This is a genomic window from Amycolatopsis sp. NPDC104863, assembly GCF_055582965.1.
Genome location: NZ_JBVJOW010000009.1, coordinates 76,054 through 94,235, shown reverse-complemented (window position 1 = coordinate 94,235; position 18,182 = coordinate 76,054). Strand labels below are relative to the sequence as shown.

Annotated in this window: 10 protein-coding genes; 5 read left to right on the top strand and 5 right to left on the bottom strand. The window is 70.0% G+C overall.

Annotated elements, in window-relative coordinates; all coding sequences use genetic code 11:
* Positions 1 to 2 precede the first annotated feature (2 nt).
* Together ACZ63J_RS39025 and ACZ63J_RS39020 are read right to left on the bottom strand one after the other, a co-directional pair.
* Entirely contained in the window at positions 3 to 1,046 is a 1,044-nt protein-coding gene (locus ACZ63J_RS39025; protein WP_465407700.1) for a hypothetical protein, read from the bottom strand.
* Positions 1,046 to 1,546 (bottom strand): SigE family RNA polymerase sigma factor, encoded by a 501-nt coding sequence (locus ACZ63J_RS39020; RefSeq protein ID WP_465334958.1) that lies wholly within the window; start codon positions 1,544 to 1,546, stop codon positions 1,046 to 1,048. Before ACZ63J_RS39020 ends, ACZ63J_RS39025 begins: the two co-directional genes overlap by 1 nt.
* 125 nt (positions 1,547 to 1,671) lie before the next feature.
* On the opposite strand from ACZ63J_RS39020, the gene ACZ63J_RS39015 reads away from it, so the two are divergent.
* A complete protein-coding gene (locus ACZ63J_RS39015) occupies positions 1,672 to 2,733 on the top strand; it encodes an FkbM family methyltransferase (RefSeq protein WP_465407698.1) in 1,062 nt (353 codons plus the stop codon).
* A gap of 335 nt (positions 2,734 to 3,068) precedes the next feature.
* On the top strand, positions 3,069 to 3,308 hold the full coding sequence (locus ACZ63J_RS39010; RefSeq protein WP_465407696.1) for a hypothetical protein: 240 nt from the start codon (positions 3,069 to 3,071) through the stop codon (positions 3,306 to 3,308).
* A 275-nt stretch (positions 3,309 to 3,583) separates the two neighbouring features.
* On the opposite strand, the gene ACZ63J_RS39005 is transcribed toward ACZ63J_RS39010, so the two are convergent.
* Positions 3,584 to 6,610, bottom strand: coding sequence for an AfsR/SARP family transcriptional regulator (locus ACZ63J_RS39005; protein WP_465407694.1), 3,027 nt, complete (start codon positions 6,608 to 6,610; stop codon positions 3,584 to 3,586).
* Positions 6,611 to 6,875: 265 nt separating this feature from the next.
* Between ACZ63J_RS39005 and ACZ63J_RS39000 the strand changes: the two genes are divergently transcribed.
* Together ACZ63J_RS39000 and ACZ63J_RS38995 are read left to right on the top strand one after the other, a co-directional pair.
* Positions 6,876 to 7,400: a hypothetical protein gene (locus ACZ63J_RS39000; RefSeq protein ID WP_465407692.1), complete on the top strand. Its 525-nt coding sequence runs from the start codon at positions 6,876 to 6,878 to the stop codon at positions 7,398 to 7,400.
* Positions 7,394 to 8,248: a hypothetical protein gene (locus ACZ63J_RS38995; protein ID WP_465407690.1), complete on the top strand. Its 855-nt coding sequence runs from the start codon at positions 7,394 to 7,396 to the stop codon at positions 8,246 to 8,248. Before ACZ63J_RS39000 ends, ACZ63J_RS38995 begins: the two co-directional genes overlap by 7 nt.
* Positions 8,249 to 8,262: 14 nt before the next feature.
* On the opposite strand, the gene ACZ63J_RS38990 is transcribed toward ACZ63J_RS38995, so the two are convergent.
* Positions 8,263 to 8,811 carry a YbaB/EbfC family nucleoid-associated protein gene (locus tag ACZ63J_RS38990; RefSeq protein WP_465407688.1) on the bottom strand — a complete coding sequence of 183 codons (549 nt, stop codon included), beginning with the start codon at positions 8,809 to 8,811 and terminating at the stop codon, positions 8,263 to 8,265.
* 825 nt (positions 8,812 to 9,636) lie between these two features.
* Here ACZ63J_RS38990 and ACZ63J_RS38985 point away from each other — a divergent pair.
* Positions 9,637 to 12,534 (top strand): tetratricopeptide repeat protein, encoded by a 2,898-nt coding sequence (locus ACZ63J_RS38985; RefSeq protein ID WP_465439856.1) that lies wholly within the window; start codon positions 9,637 to 9,639, stop codon positions 12,532 to 12,534.
* A gap of 1,160 nt (positions 12,535 to 13,694) precedes the next feature.
* On the opposite strand, the gene ACZ63J_RS38980 is transcribed toward ACZ63J_RS38985, so the two are convergent.
* Positions 13,695 to 18,173 carry a ricin-type beta-trefoil lectin domain protein gene (locus tag ACZ63J_RS38980; protein ID WP_465407684.1) on the bottom strand — a complete coding sequence of 1,493 codons (4,479 nt, stop codon included), beginning with the start codon at positions 18,171 to 18,173 and terminating at the stop codon, positions 13,695 to 13,697.
* Positions 18,174 to 18,182: the final 9 nt, after the last annotated feature.

The following is an 18,182-nucleotide window of genomic DNA, read 5'->3' as shown; positions in this document are numbered from 1 at the left end:
CGTCAGCGGGGCAGGACGAGGTGCTCGGCGATGGCGTACAGCTCCGCCTGCGCGCTGGAGCCCGCGACGGCGATCGGCGCGTCGTGAACCGCCTTGAGGATCCAGAGCGTGCGGTAACCGTTCTCGTCCAGGTAGCGGGTCGCGTGTCCCTGGACCGGTTTCCCCGCGGTGCCGCGCACCTGGCCGGCCTCGTCACTGCGCACCTGGACCGGCGGCAGGACGCTGCACGTGCCCAGTGAGTAGTTCGTGCGCACACCGCCCGGGCCGTCCTGCTCGACGTCGAACGCGCACATCCGCAGGCCGTCGGGCAGCTTGCCGAGGCCGAACGCCGGGGTGACGGTGGTGGCGCCGGGGAAGGCGACGCTCCCCGCGACGCGGCGGCCCGCGTCGGCCAGCTGCTGCGCCGACGCCGTGCTGCCCGGCTGCGCGGCCACGTTGACGTACAGCGAGCCGCCGTCGGGGTGGGTCAGGTACACCTCGTAGCCGCCCGGGCCGCCGGAGCGCGAGCTCTCCACGCCGGCCCGCCCGCCGATGGTGACGGGCTGCCCCGGACCGGACTTGAAGGCGGCCTGCTTGACCGGCATCATCCGCATTTCCTGCACGTCCACGAACAGGACCTGGGGCCCGGACGTGACGGTCAGCATGTACTCGCCGCCGTACACCGGCTTGTCGGGGTTCGCCGCGCTGCCACCGATGTTGATCCGGCGCGCGAGGTAGTCGACCTTGCCCGGCGGCAGCCAGCCGAGCGAGTAGGGCATGGCCAGCTCCGCGACGCCCGCCTTGGCCGGCGCCTCGACGGCGACCGGACCGCTGCTCGGGCTGGCGCCCGTCGCGACCTGGTTGTCGTGCGAGGGCCGGTTCAGCGCGACGACGGCAACCGCGGCCAGGACGAGCAGGACCACCCCGGCGCCGGCCGCGAGCGGACGGCTCACCACGGCGCGCCCGCGGTCGAGGCGCTGCCGCGTGGCCGCCAGGACCTGGTCGCTGTCGGGGGCGTCCTGCTCGTGGGCGGTGAAGGTGTCCTTGATCAGGTTCTCGAGGTCCATCAGCTCTCCTTCGCCTGGGCCATCCGGTCGGTGCTCAGGCCGTGTCGCAGGGTCGTCAGGGCTTTGCGGGCGTGGGCCCGCACGGTCGCCTGGGCGCAGCCGAGCAGGTCCGCGATGTCGGCGTCGGCGAGCTGCTCGTAGTACCGGAGCACCACCACCGCGCGCTGCCGCCGGGGCAGCCGCGCGAGGCGCTGCCACATGTCCTCGCGCGCCGCGTGGTCCGACGCGAAGTCGTCCGGCCGCGCCTCGTCCGGCGGGTCGCCCACGGCGATCAGCCGCGCTGACCGGCTGCGCCGCCAGGACAGGTAGTCGTTGGTGACCATCCGCAGGACGTAGCGGTCGGGGTGCTCGGCGTCGCTGATCCGCGACCACCGCCGGTACACCTTGACCAGCACGTCCTGCACCAGGTCGGCGGCCTGTTCCCGCTCCCCGGCCAGCATCGTCGCGTAGCGCAGCAGCCGCGGCAGGTGCGCCCGGACGAAGTCCTCGTAGTCAGCCATCACTAGGAAGACTGCCGCGGTGCACGATCCGTGTACCTCCACGCAGAACTTTCTCGCCAGGCCGCTGAGGCGACCCGGCCGGCAAGATCTAAGGTTCGATCCGCGGTTACTTTCTTGGAGGTTTCGTGGAGCGGCTGGTTCCGGACATCACAGGGTTCGATCCCGCGCTGGGCCGCCGGATGCTGGCCACGGCCGGCTGCACGGACGCCGACGACATCGCCAAGGTCGAGGACGCCGGCCGGACCCGCGACCACAACGGCGGCCGGGTCCAGGTCATGCACAACGGCCTGCTCGTCGAGGAAGGCGGCTACTACGGCGGCTGGATGACCGAGATCATCCGCGCGCTGCGCGGCCATCACGAACCCCAGGAAGAGCTGGTCTTCCACCGGATCATCGAACGCCTGGCCGGCGACGGCGGCACACCGGCCATGATCGAGTTCGGCAGCTTCTGGACGTACTACGGCCTCTGGTTCTGCCACGCCTTTCCGACCGGCCGCGTCGTCGCGCTCGAGCCCGACCCCGCGTACCTCGACGTCGGCCGCCGCAACGCAGTACTCAACGGCTACCAGGACCGCGTCCGGTTCGTCCAGGCCGCAATCGGCGAACCCGGCGGACACCTGGACTTCAAAGCCGAAAGCGACGGACAGACCTACCCAGTCGCCCAGCACGACCTAGCTTCCCTGATGCACGAAGCCGATCTGGCCCGAGTCGACCTCGTCCTGGCCGACGTCCAGGGCGCGGAGACGCTGCTGCTCGAGCGCGCCCGAGGTGACCTCGAAGCCGGCCGCGTGCGTTTCCTGGTCGTGTCGACCCACCACCACGCAATCTCCGGCGACCCGCTCACCCACCAGAAGGCCCTGCACTCCCTGCTCGACGCCGGCGCCCACATCATCGCCGAACACAGCGTCGGCGAGTCCTTCAGCGGGGACGGCTTGATCGCCGTCTCTTTCGACCCGCGTGACAAGGACTTCACCGTCCCCGTCAGCCACGCTCGTTACCGCGAGTCCCTGTTCGGCGAACTGGAACACGACCTCGCCGCCGCCCTGTCGGCAAGGGACAACGCCGAGCAAGCCTGGAAGTCCGCCGACGAGTACGCGAAGCATCTCGAGCAAGAACTGGCCCGCACCACCGCCGAACGCGACGAGCTGACAACGTCACGCAGCGCGGCAAACCCGAAGCCGAGCTAGGGATGAGCCGCCGGTGACGGGCTCGTGAATCTGGACAGTTTCTGGACCGTCTGGGGTTTCGGTGCCCGGACACAAAGAAGCCCAGGCCATTGGCCTGGGCTTTTGCTCCCCCGCTTGGACTCGAACCAAGAGCCCTCCGGATTATTGGTTCGAGTCGTTTCGAGTCGATGTCAGTCGATCTAGCTGGGATGTTTGCAATCGCTCATGCTCTCGGTCGATGTCAATCGACCTCGTTCGACCTGCAATATCGCCCTTAAATCGCCCCTAGTTCGACAAACATGCACGCCCGCGTCCGCCCTGCGGTCGCCGCCGATCTCGGGTGGCATGCTGCAGCGATGACGGACAAAGACCCCGCTGGTAGCCACGTTGTCGCGATCGCGCACCAGACGGTGTGGGCCGCGGTCGGCGAAGTTATCGGCGCCCTCGGCGTCGAAGGGGCAGCCCGGCTCAAGGTGCGTTCCAGGGAACATCTGGCCGTAGTCCTGACCACTGCGTTCCTCGGCTCGCCGCCGATCTCGACCGACCTCGACGGCGGCACGGACCATCGCGGAGCTCCGCCACATTGTCCGTCGTGAATGGACGGTCGGCGACACGGCGATCGTGGTGCCGGACATGACCTACACCCGCCCCGGGCACCAGGCCGCCAGGCCGGTGACGAACCCGCGCCTTCGATCACGGGGGCTCAATTTTCTTGGATGAACTGAGTCACCATGGTCCCCCCAGGGGAGTCTGGGCGGGCGATTTCCGCTCGCGTGGTCGGTGCCGTGAGCGTGGTACACGCTGCTACGACGACCCTCCCAGCCGGCTTCATCGAAACAACATCCGTTCGACATCCGACTCCGGGGCTCGGTCAGTGCTGGTCGACGCTCCGACGAACTTCGGCCGGCCGCGTCTGGCACCGAGAACAACGCACACCTGGGTCACCCGGCGCCGCGAGATGCGCCCGCGGCTGGTCCGCGTCCGGGGTGGTCCGCGGGTAGAGGTTCAGCGCACGCTCCCAGAGGCGGGCCGCCCGTTCGTGGTCGCCCCGGCCTGCCGCGACGTGCGCGAACCCCTCCCAAGCCCGCGCCAGCGCCATCGGAAGGTCACCGGTCGAAGCGATCCGCTCCGCGCGTTCGAAGGCGGGCGCCGCGTCCTCGAGCCTGCCCGCGGCCACATAGGCCTCGCCGAGGCCATTGAGGGCCTCGCATTCGGATTCCTGCATCTCCGACTTCCCGGCGGCTTCGCACGCCTGCAACCCGGCGGCGATCGCCTCCCCGAGATCGCCGAGCCGACGGTGGGTGACCGCCAGCCACGCCAACGCGGTGACCTCGGCCCGGACGTATCCGGAGACGCGGCTCAGGGGCAACGCTCGCTGCAACGCCGCCAGCCCCAAGGTGTCCTCGCCGTCCAGATGATGCAGCCAGCCCAGATTGATCAGGGTGACGGCCTCGCTGCCCGTCGCCTTCTCGCTGCGGTGGTGCCGAAGAGCCGCCTCGAACAGCAGCCGGGCCTCGCCGTGGCGTCCAGCCTGGGCCAGCGTGAGCGCAAGATCTCCGGTAGCGCCGACTTCACTCCCCTTGTCACCTGCGGCCGCGGCCAACTTCCGGGCTTCGAGAAACTGCTGCTCGGCCTCGTCGAGCCTGCCTGCCTCCAGCGCCGATCCGCCCAGATCCCGGCGTGCCACCGCGGCGAGCGAGAGGTCTCCGCTCGCCTTGCTGAGCCGGATCGCCGACTCGATCAGCTCGCGCACCTCATCGTGACGTCCTTGTTCGCCTAGGGCAAAGGCGCTGGTGAGCAGGGCATACGCTTCGGCGCGCGAGTCCCGCAGGTGACGCGCGGCGGACACCGCCCGTTCGGCCAGCGCGCCGACACCGGTCCGCTGGCCGATCGAGATGAAGTAGGGCAAGAGCAGGCAGGGCAGCGGCCAGGCGTGCTCCCACCAGCCGCGCTCACTCGCGTATTCGGTCGCCGCGACCAGGTTGGCGTAGTCCGCGCGCAGGCGGGCGACTGCCTCGAAAGGAGTCGCGGGATCCGTTACCGGACTCGCCGTCTCGTCGAGCTCGATGTGGGGCATCGGCCGTCCCGCGGCCAGGGCGGAACACTGTGCCCTGGCCATCCGCGCGTAGTAGCCGGACAACCGTCCGAAGGCCGCTCGACGGTCGGCTTCGGTGTCCTCATCGGCTGACTTCGCCCGCACGTAGTCGCGAACCAGGTCGTGGCAGGCGTAGCGGTCCCGTCCGCGCTCGAGCACAAGGCTGCGCTCGAACAGGGACTCGAGGGCGTCCTGTGCCTCCGCCACCGGCACGGCAGCCATCGCCGCCACGGCGCCGGAGTCGAAGTCCGGGCCTGGCACGACACCGAGCAGCCGGAACACGCGTTGCGTCCGGGGTGACAGGTCCCGGTAGGACAAGGTGATCGTGGCGGACACACCGCTGTCGTCGACGGAGAACGTGCGCTCGCGCCCTCGCCGGTCGCTGAGCTGGTCGGCCAGGTGGGCCATCGTCCATCCCGGGCGCCGACGGAATCGGGCCGCCGCGATCCGGATGGCGAGCGGCAGGTGGCCGCAGAGCCGCGCCACGGCTTCGGTCACCTCCGGCTCCGCGTCTGCCCGGCCGTCGGCTGCGACTCGGCGGAAGAGCTCGGCCGCCTCTCGCGGTTCCAGCACGTCGACGGGAACCGGGACGGCGTCGGCCAGTTCCACGAGGTGCCGCCTGCTGGTGACCAGCACGAGTGAACCGGAACCTCCGGTCAGGAGAGGCCGGGCCTGCGCCGCGCTGGCGGCGTTGTCCAGTACCAAGAGCAGCCGCTTGCCCTCGGCAACCTTGCGCCATTGCCCGAGCCTGGCCTCCGGGTCTGCGGCGACGCGGTTCGCGGGCACGCCGCTTTGCCAGAGCAGGGTCTCGAGCGCGACCTGGATCGGCGTCGGGGCCTCCCCGTCGGTGAATCCGCGCAGATCCAGGAATCGGACACCGTCCGGGTAGCGGTCACGCACAAGAGCGGCCACCCGGACGGCCAGCGACGTCTTGCCGACGCCGCCCATGCCTTCCAGCACGATCACTCGCGCGTGGCCGGGCGAGGCCGACGGCACGAGCGACAACACCCGGTCGATGATCGCGTCACGGCCAACGAAGTGCGCGTTCTCCGGCGGCAGAACTGCGCTCGGCGGTACCGGGTCCGGGTCCGGGGCTTGATCCGCCTGCAGGACCTCGGCGTGTGCCGCGCGCAGCACGGGGCCGGGGTCGACACCCAGCTGTTCGGCGAGCAGCCGCTTTCCCTCTTCGAAAACCTCGAGCGCGTCGGCGTGCCTGCCGGCGCGGCGCAAGGCCCGTGTCAAGGTCGCTCGCAGCGATTCCCGCAGCGGATACTCCGCGACCAACGCGACGAGCTCACCGATGACGACCTCGGCGTCGAGGACCTCCGCTGCCGCCTCGGCGTAGCGCTCCACCGCGGTCAGCCGCTGTTCGGCCAGACCGCTGCGGACGGCGTTGATCGTCGGGGAGTCGAGGCCGTCGAGCAGCGGCCCACGCCACAGCTTCAGCGCGTCGCCCAGTAACCTTGCCGCCACGTCCGGGGGCTGGGACACCGCGTCGCGCAGCAGCGTGCGGAAGACCGTCAAGTCCAACTCGTCGTCGGAGGCGCGAACCAGGTAGCCGTGGGGTGTGGTGACCAGGCACTCGCCGACTACCCGCCGGACGCCGGATGCCGCGTTGGCAACCTGCCGCCGCGCGGTGGACGGCGGCTCCGGCCACAGCTCGTCGATCAGCCGGTCGTGGGTTACCACCGAGTTCGCGTTGAGCAGCAGTACCGCGAGCAGTTTGCGCTGGCGTTCACCGCCGAGGGGCGCCACCGAGCTCGCGGAGCGCAGTTCCAGTGACCCGAGCACCGCGAAACGCACGATCGACCACTCCCGCCCGCATCTCTACCGAGTGAATCTCGCCGTGGCGACGTATTGACACGGTAAATTCCGTACGCTTGTCTGTTATTCACCTGCACCATCGGGGAGGAGGGGCGTTGAAAGTCTACTGCGCGCTCGGCGGGCTGCTCGGACTCCTGGTAGTGCTGGTCCTGGTACTTCTGGTGCCCGACTCTGCCTCCGGCCCGGTCGATCCTCACACCGGATCGACCGAATTCACCCAAGCCGGCGACCCGCCTCCCATCAGGTGACGCGGTCCGACGACGAAGCGGCACGACGCGGATTCGGCTTCACCGCCGCTGCCCTGCTCGTGTTCGTCGCGGCGCTGGCAGTCACCTACCTGCCGGAAGGCGTCGTGGGCAAAGCGGTCCGCGCCCGTCAGGACGTCGCGGAACTCCTGTGGCCGATGCGGTGGCACTTCTACACCGGGGAGAGTGATCGCGAATATATTGTGCTGTACCGGTTGCCGGGCGAACCGCTCGTGTCGTTGCTTCCGCCGGCGGTCGAGCGCCAATGGGGGCTGAACCGTTCGATCTACGGCGACTACGCGCGATTACGCGCCACTGCGCAGGAAATCCCGCCCGCCACGTGGCGGGACTGCGTCGCCGACGACCTCCTGTCATGCGCACGACTGCTCGAATCGACGCCCGTCACACCGGTTCCCAGCCAACTACCACAGGCCTGTGGACACTTCCTCCTGGCGCTCGAACACGTGTCAGCCGGTGAAGCGCGGCAGATCCGTCGTGTGGCTTCGGTCGACCTGAGGTGCTGAAGGGCCTGCTCGATTTCGAGCCCAGGACGCCGACGCTCGGAACGGGCCGGTCACTGCTTGCGCTGGGCGAGTTGCTCACCCTGGTGCTCACCTCCGACCACGACCTGTTTCCCGGGATCAACGAACGCTGCGGCGGCCTGTCCGCCGTCTCCCTGTGGTGTCTGGGGCCCGGCAGTGAATGGCAGGAAGCGGCGAGATACCCGGCCATCGTCGTGCTGGCCTCGGTGGTCATCGGCTTCCGGCCTCGATGGACGTGCGTTCCGCACTGGTACGTGGCGTTCAGTCTCGGCGCGGTGCTGGTGACGCCCAACGGCGGCGAGCAGATCGTGAAGGTGGCCACCCTGCTGCTGATCCCGATCCTGCTCGGCGACGATCGGACGTGGCACTGGGCGAAGCCATCGGCACCGATGGCGCCCCGCTGGCGCGGTGCAGCCGCGGCCGGCCATCTCCTGGTTCGCGCATTGGTCGTCTCGGTCTACTTGCAAACGTTGGTGACCAAGCTGATCGAGGCGGCGTGGCGTGACGGCGACGCGATGCACTTCGTTCTCCAAGACCCCTACTTCGGTGCGACGCCGTCGACGGCAGCCTTGCTCGAAGCCGTCGTTCCGGCGATGACGTGGGGCGCGATGGCGGCCGAAGCGCTGCTGGCGTTGTCCGCGTTCGCGAGCGACCGGATTCGGGGATGGGCGATCCTCGTGGGCGTGGCACTGCACGTCGCCATCGCCGTGGTGCTCGGTTTGGTCAGCTTCGGAATGACGATGATCGGGTTGTTGTGCGTGAGCGCGCTGCTGCGGGACCGCCGGGTGCCGGCGCTTCAGACACGAGGCGGCGGCGCAAGCCGGCGCTGACAACGAGGTCCGGTTCAGACGAATAGCCGGAGACGTTCAACCAGAGCGCACGGCTCGACGGCGGGGCGAACGTCTCCGAGCTCGACCGGCTGCCGATCGTCGTCCGCCACTGCTTCGGGGGCTCGGTCACCGAGCTGCTGCTCGACTGCGGCCTGTCGCCGCCACCGGGGTCGCGCGGACGCCGACGGCGAGGCTGGGCCGGGTTGCGCACGCTCGTCGTGGACGGGCCCGACCCAGTGGTTGACGGCGACGCGGCCTGGTGGCGGGGCCGGAGCGGGCTGCCACACCTGATCCTTGTCCAGGACCGCGCGCATCTTCGCGGCGGCGACAGTGCTGGCTTGCCGGCGGGCGGCCGCCACCGCCGCGACGACGTCGGGCCCGACGGTCTGCGGGTGGGGGCCGCGCACCGCGGCGGTACTGATCTTCAGGTCCATGAGCCTGCCGTGGCCGCTCACGATCGCGGTCACCGCACCGTCGCGGGACTGGCCGGTGAACCGGACCCGCTCGAGTTCCTCATCGAGATCTGCGGCTTGCTGCCGCATCACGTCCGCGTTGAACACCACGTCGGTGTCGCCTCCCCACGTTCCCGACACGCAGTTTGCGAGGTCAGGACCTGCGGCCATCACCGGTGGTCGCATGCTGGTGACCCCACGCAGGTCAGCGTAGCTGATCGAAGCTCGCGCCGATGGGCACTTACCGTTACTCCGCGCTGACAGTGGCAAGCAGCTCGACACCGCTTGCCCTATCACGACTCCCCCGCTTTCGGGACCCGACCACCTGCGATCTCACAGTGGCGTACGGTCCGACGATCGCACCCGAGCCACACGAATCGCTCACTACAGGTACCACCGGGATTCCAGACCAGAGGCGCCAGGAACAGAGCGATCGTGAGACGGCTCGTGGCCAGCCGAACAGGCGGCGCCACCGGCCGATCATCGGGATCGGCTCCGAACCGCCGCGAATCGACGCCGCGAGCGGCCGGGGGTATCCCCCCCCCCCGCCCGGGTAAGAACGACCTCCGGCCGGCAAGAACCTGTTTCGAGCGTCAGTCCACCTGCGGGAAGCGACCGGGGGCGCAGAAATTACCCAGCTCGAAGTCGAAAAATGCTTCATTCCCCGTACTTGCCTCCATGCGGACACGGCAGAGCCGCAGGCCGCGCCTTGCGCTCCTCGGCACCGGGGCGCGCACAGGCAATCACGGCCCCGGCGTTACTGACTGGATCGTGCCCGGCCCGGTCGGACGAGCCGAGGTGTTCCTCTCGCCTGGAGCGACTCAGTGGCTCGCTGGCAGCCAGACGGGCGGCATCGAGGCGCCGCGAATGGCGACAAACGTCGTTACGCTGAGCCGTATCTGGGCGACTGGTTGGGCAAGGCCGGAGGAGGGTGCCGTGGGCAGGGGCAGGCTTCGACGGCGCAGGCAGTGGCTCGTAGTCACCGTTTTGTCCGGCCTGCTGGTCTTGGCCGGCGGGCTAGCTCTGGCGCAGAAATGGCCCGGCGCTGCGTGGTGGGTCGTCGGCGGCGCTGCCGCCTTGGCCGCGGTCGCCGGCGGGCTGGGACCGCTGTGGCAGCGCTCGCGTGACCAGCGCACCGCCGACGCGGTCGTGGTGCGCCGGAGCGTCCGCACGACCGGTCGACCGGTCACCGCGGTGAACTTGGACGATCTCCGCGTACATCCCGCTGTGGTCGACATCCCCTACCTGCCGCGGGCGGCCAAGGAAAACGAGGTCGGCGAGCATCTGCGGGCCCGCAGGCCGGTGCTGATCGTTGGTCCGTCGATGGTCGGCAAGACCCGGCTCGCCGTCGCCGCTCTCGGCCGGGTCCTGCCAGAGACGCCGTTGCTGCTGCCGGACACCCCGACCGCGCTGGCTGACCTCGACAAGGCCGACATCACCGCCACCGAGCATGTGATCTGGCTCGACGATCTGGACCGCTTCTTCACCGGCGGCGGTGTGACCGCCGGGCTCATCCAGCAGCTGAGCGCCGCGAACTGGATCGTGGCCACCCTGCGGGCCCACGAATGGGACCGATTCCAGCCCACAGACCAGCTCCGCCCTCCCGAGTGGGACGTGCTACGCCTGTTCACACTGGTGCTGCTCGACCGCGACCGCGACCGGCCCGCCGAGGCCGATCTCCGCCGCGCCGTGCCCGATAACGACATTCGCGAACGGATCACGCGTACCGGAATCGGCGAATACGTCGGCGCCGCCCAGCATGTCCGTGACCAGCTCACCATCGGCGAGAGCGCCAACCCTCTCGGCTACGCCCTGGTCGCAGGCGCGGCTGACTGGTCGGCCATGGGCCTCACCCGGCCCGTTCCAGCCCAGCTCCTGCCCCCGCTCGCGCGAGCTCGGCTGGCCGGGCGGCGACGCGCCGAACTCGACGACGACGAAAAACTTCGAGCTGCGCTCGACTGGGCGACCCGAGAAATCAACCCGACAGTGGCCCTGCTGGAACCGGTCGACAGAACCTACCGGGTGTATGACCTCGCCCTTGATCACCTCGCCACAGCGACCGACCGAAACGTCCCCACCGCCTCCTGGCAACTGGTCATCGACGAGGCGGCAGCCGACGAGCTGACTTCGATCGGGTACCAAGCCATGATTCACCAGCTGCCGGATGTCGCGGGCGCAGCCTGGAGAAAGGCGGCCCAAGAAGGCCAGGTCGATGCCATGTCCAATCTTGGCGCCCTCCCGCCGGAGCACCGAGACGACGCCCAGGCCGAGCACTGGTGCCGCCAAGCCGCACACCGCGGTCACCTCCGTGCGATGTCCAACCTCGGTGTCCTGCTGAAGGAACGCGGTGACATCGAGGAGGCCGAACACTGGTACCGACAAGCCGCCAACGCCGGCGATCTCGGTGCGATGTACAACCTCGGCGTCCTGCTGCGGGAACTCGGCAACACCGACGAAGCCGAACACTGGTACCGACAAGCCGCCAACGCCGGTCATCTCCGCGCGATGTCCAACCTGGGCGGTTTGCTGAAGGACCACGGCGACACCGACGAAGCCGAACACTGGTACCGACAAGCCGCCAACGCCGGCGATCTCCGCGCGATATTCCAACTCGGCGTGCTGCTCGGCAATCGCGGTGTCACCACCGAGGCCGAGCACTGGTACCGCCAGGTAGTCAGTACCCGACAATGTCACGGGATATCTGGTCTTGTTGTTCGTCCGGACGAGCGGGAGACCGCTGTAGAGATGGAGTATTCGCCTTCCCAGTCAGCCGATGACCTTTACCTCGGCGCGATGTTCAACCTCGGCGCGCTGTTGAAGGGGCGCAGCGACACTGCAGGAGCCGAACGCTGGTACCGCGAGGCAGCTGAGGCCGACCACCTCGAGGCGACCTACAACCTTGGCGTCCTCCTGGGCGAGCAGGGAAGCACCGACGAGGCCGAGCACTGGTATCGCAAGGCAGCCAATGCCGGCCACCTTGAGGCGATGTTCAACCTCGGGCTTTCGTTGAGTGAGCACGGCGACGTCGCCGAGGCGGAACGCTGGTGGCGACAGGCAGCCGATGCCGGCCAGCCTGACGCGATGTATGAACTCGGCGTGCTACGTCATGGGCGGGGAGACATGGTCGGAGCCGAGCGCTGGTGGCGCCAGGCGTCAGATGCCGGCGATCTCGACGCGACGTTTGACCTCGGGGTTGTGGTGAATGAGCGCGGCAACGTCGCCGAGGCAGAAGGCTTGTGGCGCCAGGCAGCCGATGCCGGCCATCTCAAGGCGATGTTCAACCTCGGGGTTGTGGCGAAGGAACGCGGCGACATCGCCGAGGCGGAACGCTGGTGGCGACAGGCAGCCGATGCCGGCCAGCCCGACGCGATCCACAATCTCGTGATCGTGCTGCACGCACAAGGGCGCACCGCCGAAGCCGAGCATTGGTCGCGCCAGGCAGCCAATGCCGGCGACCTCCACGCGATGTACAACCTCGGAGTGTTACTGCGCGAGCGGGGTGACGCCGTCGCCGAGTCCGAGAGTTGGTGGCGGCAAGCCGCCGATGCGGGGCACCTCGGCGCCATGTTCAACCTCGGGGTTGTGGTGAATGAGCGCGGCGACGTCACCGAAGCGGAACGCTGGTACCGGCGGGCAGCCGATGCCGGCCATCCTGACGCGATGCGCAACCTCGGCCTGCTACGGCACATGCGAGGCGACGGCGACGAGGCCGAGTTCTGGTCGCGCCGGGCAGCTGACGCAAGCCGATCTCGCACGGAAACCTCTCGTAGTGATGTGCCGAACGACGGCATCAGCAGGCTCCAGGGACATCAAGATCCGGAGGCCGGCAGTTAACGATGGCATAGTTCATCGCGGGAGTCGTGTCATGAATGGCGATGGCGCTGAGCGCCCCGAGGAACCCGTGACGAGGACACCCCCGGGTGCCGCAGGTCGTGCCACGTCGCACAGACCGCTGACAAAAAATTGTTCAAGGTAGGTCGTCGGCGGGATTCAGCCGACTCACGCGGGGCGGCGAGGACGCTGGTGTCCACCGCCATCACGGCGGCGGGCTGACAGGTCAGCAGACCGGCTCCGACGGAGCTTCCGCTGACGTGGTGTCGAGCCAGCGCTGCAAGGCACCGACGGTGCGCACGGTGATGCCGGGTCGTCGACGACGAACCCGATGCTCTCCAGAGCGTCCGCAGCCGCCACGATCCACCGGCGAATCGTCTCCGGCGTCAGCTTCGGCCTCGGCGCCCCGGGATCCGGTTGGCCGACGAACTCCGGACACACCACGGCGACCAACCCCATCAGATCGTCCCACCCGGCCAACGACATCCCGAGAACCTCGGCCCGGAAAAAGTGCTGCCGCAGCGGGGGGGGGGATCGGCCCTGCCGGTTCCGCCGGAATCGTGTCGGTGCGCGCCAGCGGACCGACCGGCAGCGTGGCCTCCCAGCCGACCGGCCGCCCCCAGGAGCCGCGGTTGCGGGTTTGGCTGCGCAAGGACTGTTCGATGTCCTGCACCCGAATCTGGTGGCATTCGACCTGCCACAGATCGGCAGCAACGCAGTGACGCTCTCCGGTGTGCGGCGCTCGTGGTCGAAGCAGCAATCCGCGCAGGCGTCGCAGACTCCGATCTCCGACTCGAGGTCTTCGGCCCGGTGCAGAAGATCCCCGCGGCCTCCTCGAACCCTGCACCGCTCGCAATGCGCCCCCAAGTTGATTCCAAGCATCGGCGAGGGTGCGGGAGATGTTGACGTGCCGGGCAGTTGCGAGGAACTGCCCGGCGACGGCCAGACGGTCGACCAAGTAGGGCCACGATTCCAAATATGCGCCCAGCTCGGCTGCGAGATGCAAATCCAGGTCGTCGTGGCGGGCGAGAGTTACTGCGGCGGCGAGGTTCATGCGTTCAACGTCGACCCAGACCAGCGCATCCTGCCGGCCGCTGAACCGCGCGGATGCGACATGCGCCGAGATGTGCGGGTGGTTCCGGGACCGGAACCACCCGCACCACTCACGCCCCCGCGAGACCGGCCTCCAGCGGGGTCGACCATTTCTGGTTCACACCGCCGTTTCCGCCATGGATCATCAGCCTGTTTCCGTCGGCCGTGCTCAGCCCGTCATCGTCCAGGACAAGCTGTGAACCGACGTTGACGAGGTAGCCGGTCGGCTGTTGCACCCATCGCTGTGTCACACTTCCCCCGTCGCACGGCATCAGCGTCGTCGCGCTCGACGGAGCCGCGCTCGCCACGTCGAGGCACTTGCCGAAGGCCCGGAACGTGCCGTCGCCATCGGTGCTCCACGCCTGGCCCGGCGGGCCGTAGCAGGTCCACAGCCAGACCCCCGAGCTGTCCGGGGTGTTGCCCGCCACGTCGACGCACTTGCCGCCGATGCCGACGATCGAGCCGCGCTGCAGATCCTGTTCACCCTGACGCCACCGCTGGTGCGGTCGGCCATCACAGGTGTCCACGGTGATCCCGGCGCCGTTGCCGTCCCCGACCGCGGTGAGGCAGAACCCCGACACCGGGTTCACGAGCGAGCCGGCCGCTCCGGTCACCCACTGCTGCGTGACGCCGCCCGTGCACGCCAGCTGCGGCACCCCGTGGCCGGCCGGTACCGCGCCGGTCTGCGCATCGCCGCCGGAGTCCAGGCACTTGCCCCCGACACGGAGGGTTCCATCGCCGATCGCCAGCCACTGCTGGGCGGGGGTGCGGTTGCAGTCGTGCAGGAACACCGAGTCCTGCGTCGGGTCGTTGTTCGGCAGGTCGACACATCGACCGCCAGCCGCGACGATCGCCCCCACGATGCCGTGCTGGCCGGGCAACCGCCACCCCTGCGTCGAGCTGCTGCCGGACGCGCAGTCCTGCAAGGTCACGCCCGCCTGGGGCGACGCGTTCTCCGCGGACAGGCATCGCCCGGACCCGGCACCGATGAGCGACCCGTCGTCGCGGGCGACCCATTGCTGCGCGGTGCTTCCCGAGCAGGGGGCCAGGCGGACCGGCGATCCCACGGTGCTGCCTGCGGCGTCCACGCAGCGGCTGGCCACCTGCAGCGTGCCGTCACCGGGACGGCTGAAGGTCTGCGCCGGCGTCCCGTTGCAGGTGTAGGTCCACAGTGACAGCTGCGTGATGTCGTAGTTGCGCAGGTCCAGGCAGGCGCCGCCGACGCTCGTCACGGCACCGGAAGCGACCGGCTCGTCACGCCGGATCCGGATGTCGCGGAACTTCACCGCATCCCCGGTCCCGCTGTTGGACACGCCGAGATAGGTGGCCGCGGCCAGCGCCGACGGGTCGGGCGAGACGTAGCCGTTGATCCGAGTGCCGTTGAGCGACACGAGGACCATGTTCCAGGACACCTTGATCTCGAAGGTGTTCCACTGCCCCACCGGATTCGCCCCGGTGCCGGCGGACGCTTGGCCGTTGACCGCGCCGGTGGCCTGCGCGCCGGTGCCGCCCGGAGCGATGCGGATCGACACGGCACCCGGCGGGTTGGCGTTCGTGCCGGGGTTGGCGAACCCCAGCACGACGTTCGACACCGCGTTCGCCGTGTCCGCGCGCCAATCGAGCTTCAGCGTGTAGTCGTTGCCGAGGTGGTGCCGGGCGTACCACGTCAGATCGGTGTTGCCGGTGCCCGTCTGCAGCACGCAGCCTGACGCCGTCGCGGCGGTGCCGGTCGATTGCCAGCCCTCGAGACCGGACTCGGCACGCCCGTCGAACGCCGCGGTGTAGCCCGCCTCACCGGTGGGTTCGGTGCAGTCGTTCGCCGGGGCAGTGACCTTCGCGCCGCCCGTGAAGTAGCCCCAGGCGTCGACGGTCACGTCCGCGCGGGTGCGCTCGGACCGCAGGTCCAGCCGGCCGCTCGCGCCGAGCCCGGTCAGCACCGTCGTCGCCGCCGGTTCGCCTTGACGGGCCGCCAGCGCGGTCGACGGTGTCCACCGCGCTTCCTCCGGGTAGGCCGAGAGCTCGGTGTCGACGTTGTCGTCCTTCAGCGTCGTGGTGAGCACCGCGCCGGTGGCCTCGGCCGGGATGCCCGCCACGCCCGCGACCGCGATCCCGGCCACCTCGCCGGCGGCGAGCGGGCTCGGGCGCACGCCGGTGCCCGTCGTCGTGTCGGCGATCCGTTCCGGCACCGGCAGCGGGACGTACCGCGCGCCCGTTCCCCCGGCGAACCAGCCGGCCAGGTCGACGACGAGCTGGGTGGTGCCGGCGTTCTGGTTCTTCAGGTGGATCGCCCCGTCGTTCCCGATCGGCACGATCGCGGTGTTGCTGCGCCGCTGCCCGCTTTGCGCGGTGACCAACGTCGTGCCCGCATCGTTCTGCCCGTAGGCGTCGATCGCGGTCTCCTGCGTCGACTCGACGGTGGTCACGTCCACCGCGACGGCGGTCGCGCCCGACGGCACGCCGTTGGCGCCGCGCATCGGCAGAGTCACGGTTTCCCCGCCATGCACCGCGTTCTGCCGCACGGGATTGGGGACGCGCGTGTCGAGTGCCCGCACCGGTGTCGCCAGCGGGGTGTAGCCGGTCGCCGACGAGGGGCTGAAGTACCCGCGTACGTCCAGGAGCGCGAACACCCAGCCACCGCCGACCCGCAGCTGCAGCGACTGGTCCGGGCCGAGCGTGAGGACCTGCGTGACCGAGGTGAACCGCTGCCCGGCCGGCACGGCGAGCGTGGTCGCCCTCGTCGTGGCACCGGCGGGGCCTGCCGGCAGCACGTCGACCGAGCTGGGCGCGTCGACGTCGTGGTTCATCTCCGGGGCGCTGCGCGCGGTCACCGTGACCTCGACGGCGGTCGCGTCAGCCGGGATCTTGGCGATCTTCGTGCCCGTCACCGAACCGGGCGCCTGGTACCCGGCGTCCTGGCGGTCGCTCGGGTCGAGCGCGCCGTAGCCCTGCCCGGCGGCGCCGGCCGCGGCCGTGGGCGAGCCGACCCAGAGCGGGCCGTGGCCCCACTGGTTGTCCGAGTGCGCCGACACCGCGGGAATCCGCCTCAGCAGTTCATCCCGCAACCGGACGCTGTCCAGCGCGGGGTACTGCGACTTCAGCAACGCCGCGGCGGCGCCGAGGTGCGCGGCCGCGACCGAGGTCCCGGTGAAGCCCCCGCCGTCATAGGTCGTCTGCGTGGACACGTTGTCCTGGCCGACGAGGTCGGGCTTCATCCGCCCGTCGATCGTCGGGCCCTGCGCGCTGTACTGCGCCTCGAACCCGCCGGACACCGCGTCGACGGCGCCGGCCGTCACGACCCACGGTGACGTCGCGGGCTCGGTGATGCTGCCGGCGGAGGTGTAGCCCTGCAGTCCGCCGACGAGCCCGCTCGCGAACAGGTCGAACCGTGTGGTCTGCATCGTGCTGACGTTCTTGAGGTAGGCGTAGTACCCGTGCACGGCGTTGTCGGCCGGCGCGCTCACGGTCGCCTCGACGGTCGGCTCGCCGCCCGCGGTCTTCTGGCTGTTGCTCGCGAACGCGACGACACCGAGGTCGGACGGGCTCTTCGGCGGCGACGGTTCGGTCGAGATGTAAAGGTCCAGCTGCTGCTTCGTGGACGGCCAGTCGTCCCAGCGCACGCCGATGGTCGCCTTCGCCCCGCCCGGCACCGAGAACCCGGCACCCTCGGTGCCGGATCCGTTGAACGTCACGAAGCCGTCGCCCGCGGTCCGCGCCGGGCCGGCGTAGTGGGTGGTGGCGGTGTTGCCCGCCGCGACCGACCAGAAGATGCCGGACTGGCTGCTCTGCCGGACGACGTCGGCGGGACTGCCCGCCACGCCGGTGCCGTCGCCACGGCCGGAGCCGAAGAAGCCCAGCGCGGCGACGATCACGTCCACGTGCTGGTCCCGCAGCCAGTCCGCGGCCGGCCCGAACTCCATCGACGTGCCCGCGCACACAAGGTAGAGCTGCGCGTTCGGCGCCATCGCGTGCTCGACCTCGGCGATCGACGTGCCGTGCGGGGTGGTCTCGCCGCCGTCGGCACAGGTGTTCCTGTGCACCGTGAGCGACGCGCCCGCGGGCAGCGCACCGGCGGCCTGTGAGTCGGCGAGCTGGTCGAATCCGGGGTCGATGACGCCGATCTTGACGCCGTCGCCCTTCTTCGCACCCGCGGTGGCCAGCCACGTCCGGGCGCCGGAGGCCTGCAGGCCCTGCGGGTCGATCTCCATCGGCACCGCTCGGTCGGGCTGGCGAAGGCCGGTCACGCCCGGTCGCCCGGCGAGCGCGGCGAGCTTCGCCGCGGGCAGGGTCAGTTCAGTGCGGTCACCGCGCGCGGTGACGACCCGCCCGCCCGCCGCGGCCGCCGCCTTGGCGACGGCGTCGGGAGCGCCATCGGCGAAGACCACGAGGTCCCCGCCCGGCGTCTTCGGCACGGACTGCTGTGGCCGCGGCGCGGCGAGCGCCGGCGCGACCGGCGCGGAGGGCGGCGCGGCCGCCTGCGCGGGAACGGCCGCGCCCGCCGTCCCGATCGCCAGCACGGCGGCCACGAGAGCCGCCCGTCTCCAGAGTTTCATGCGCTTCCC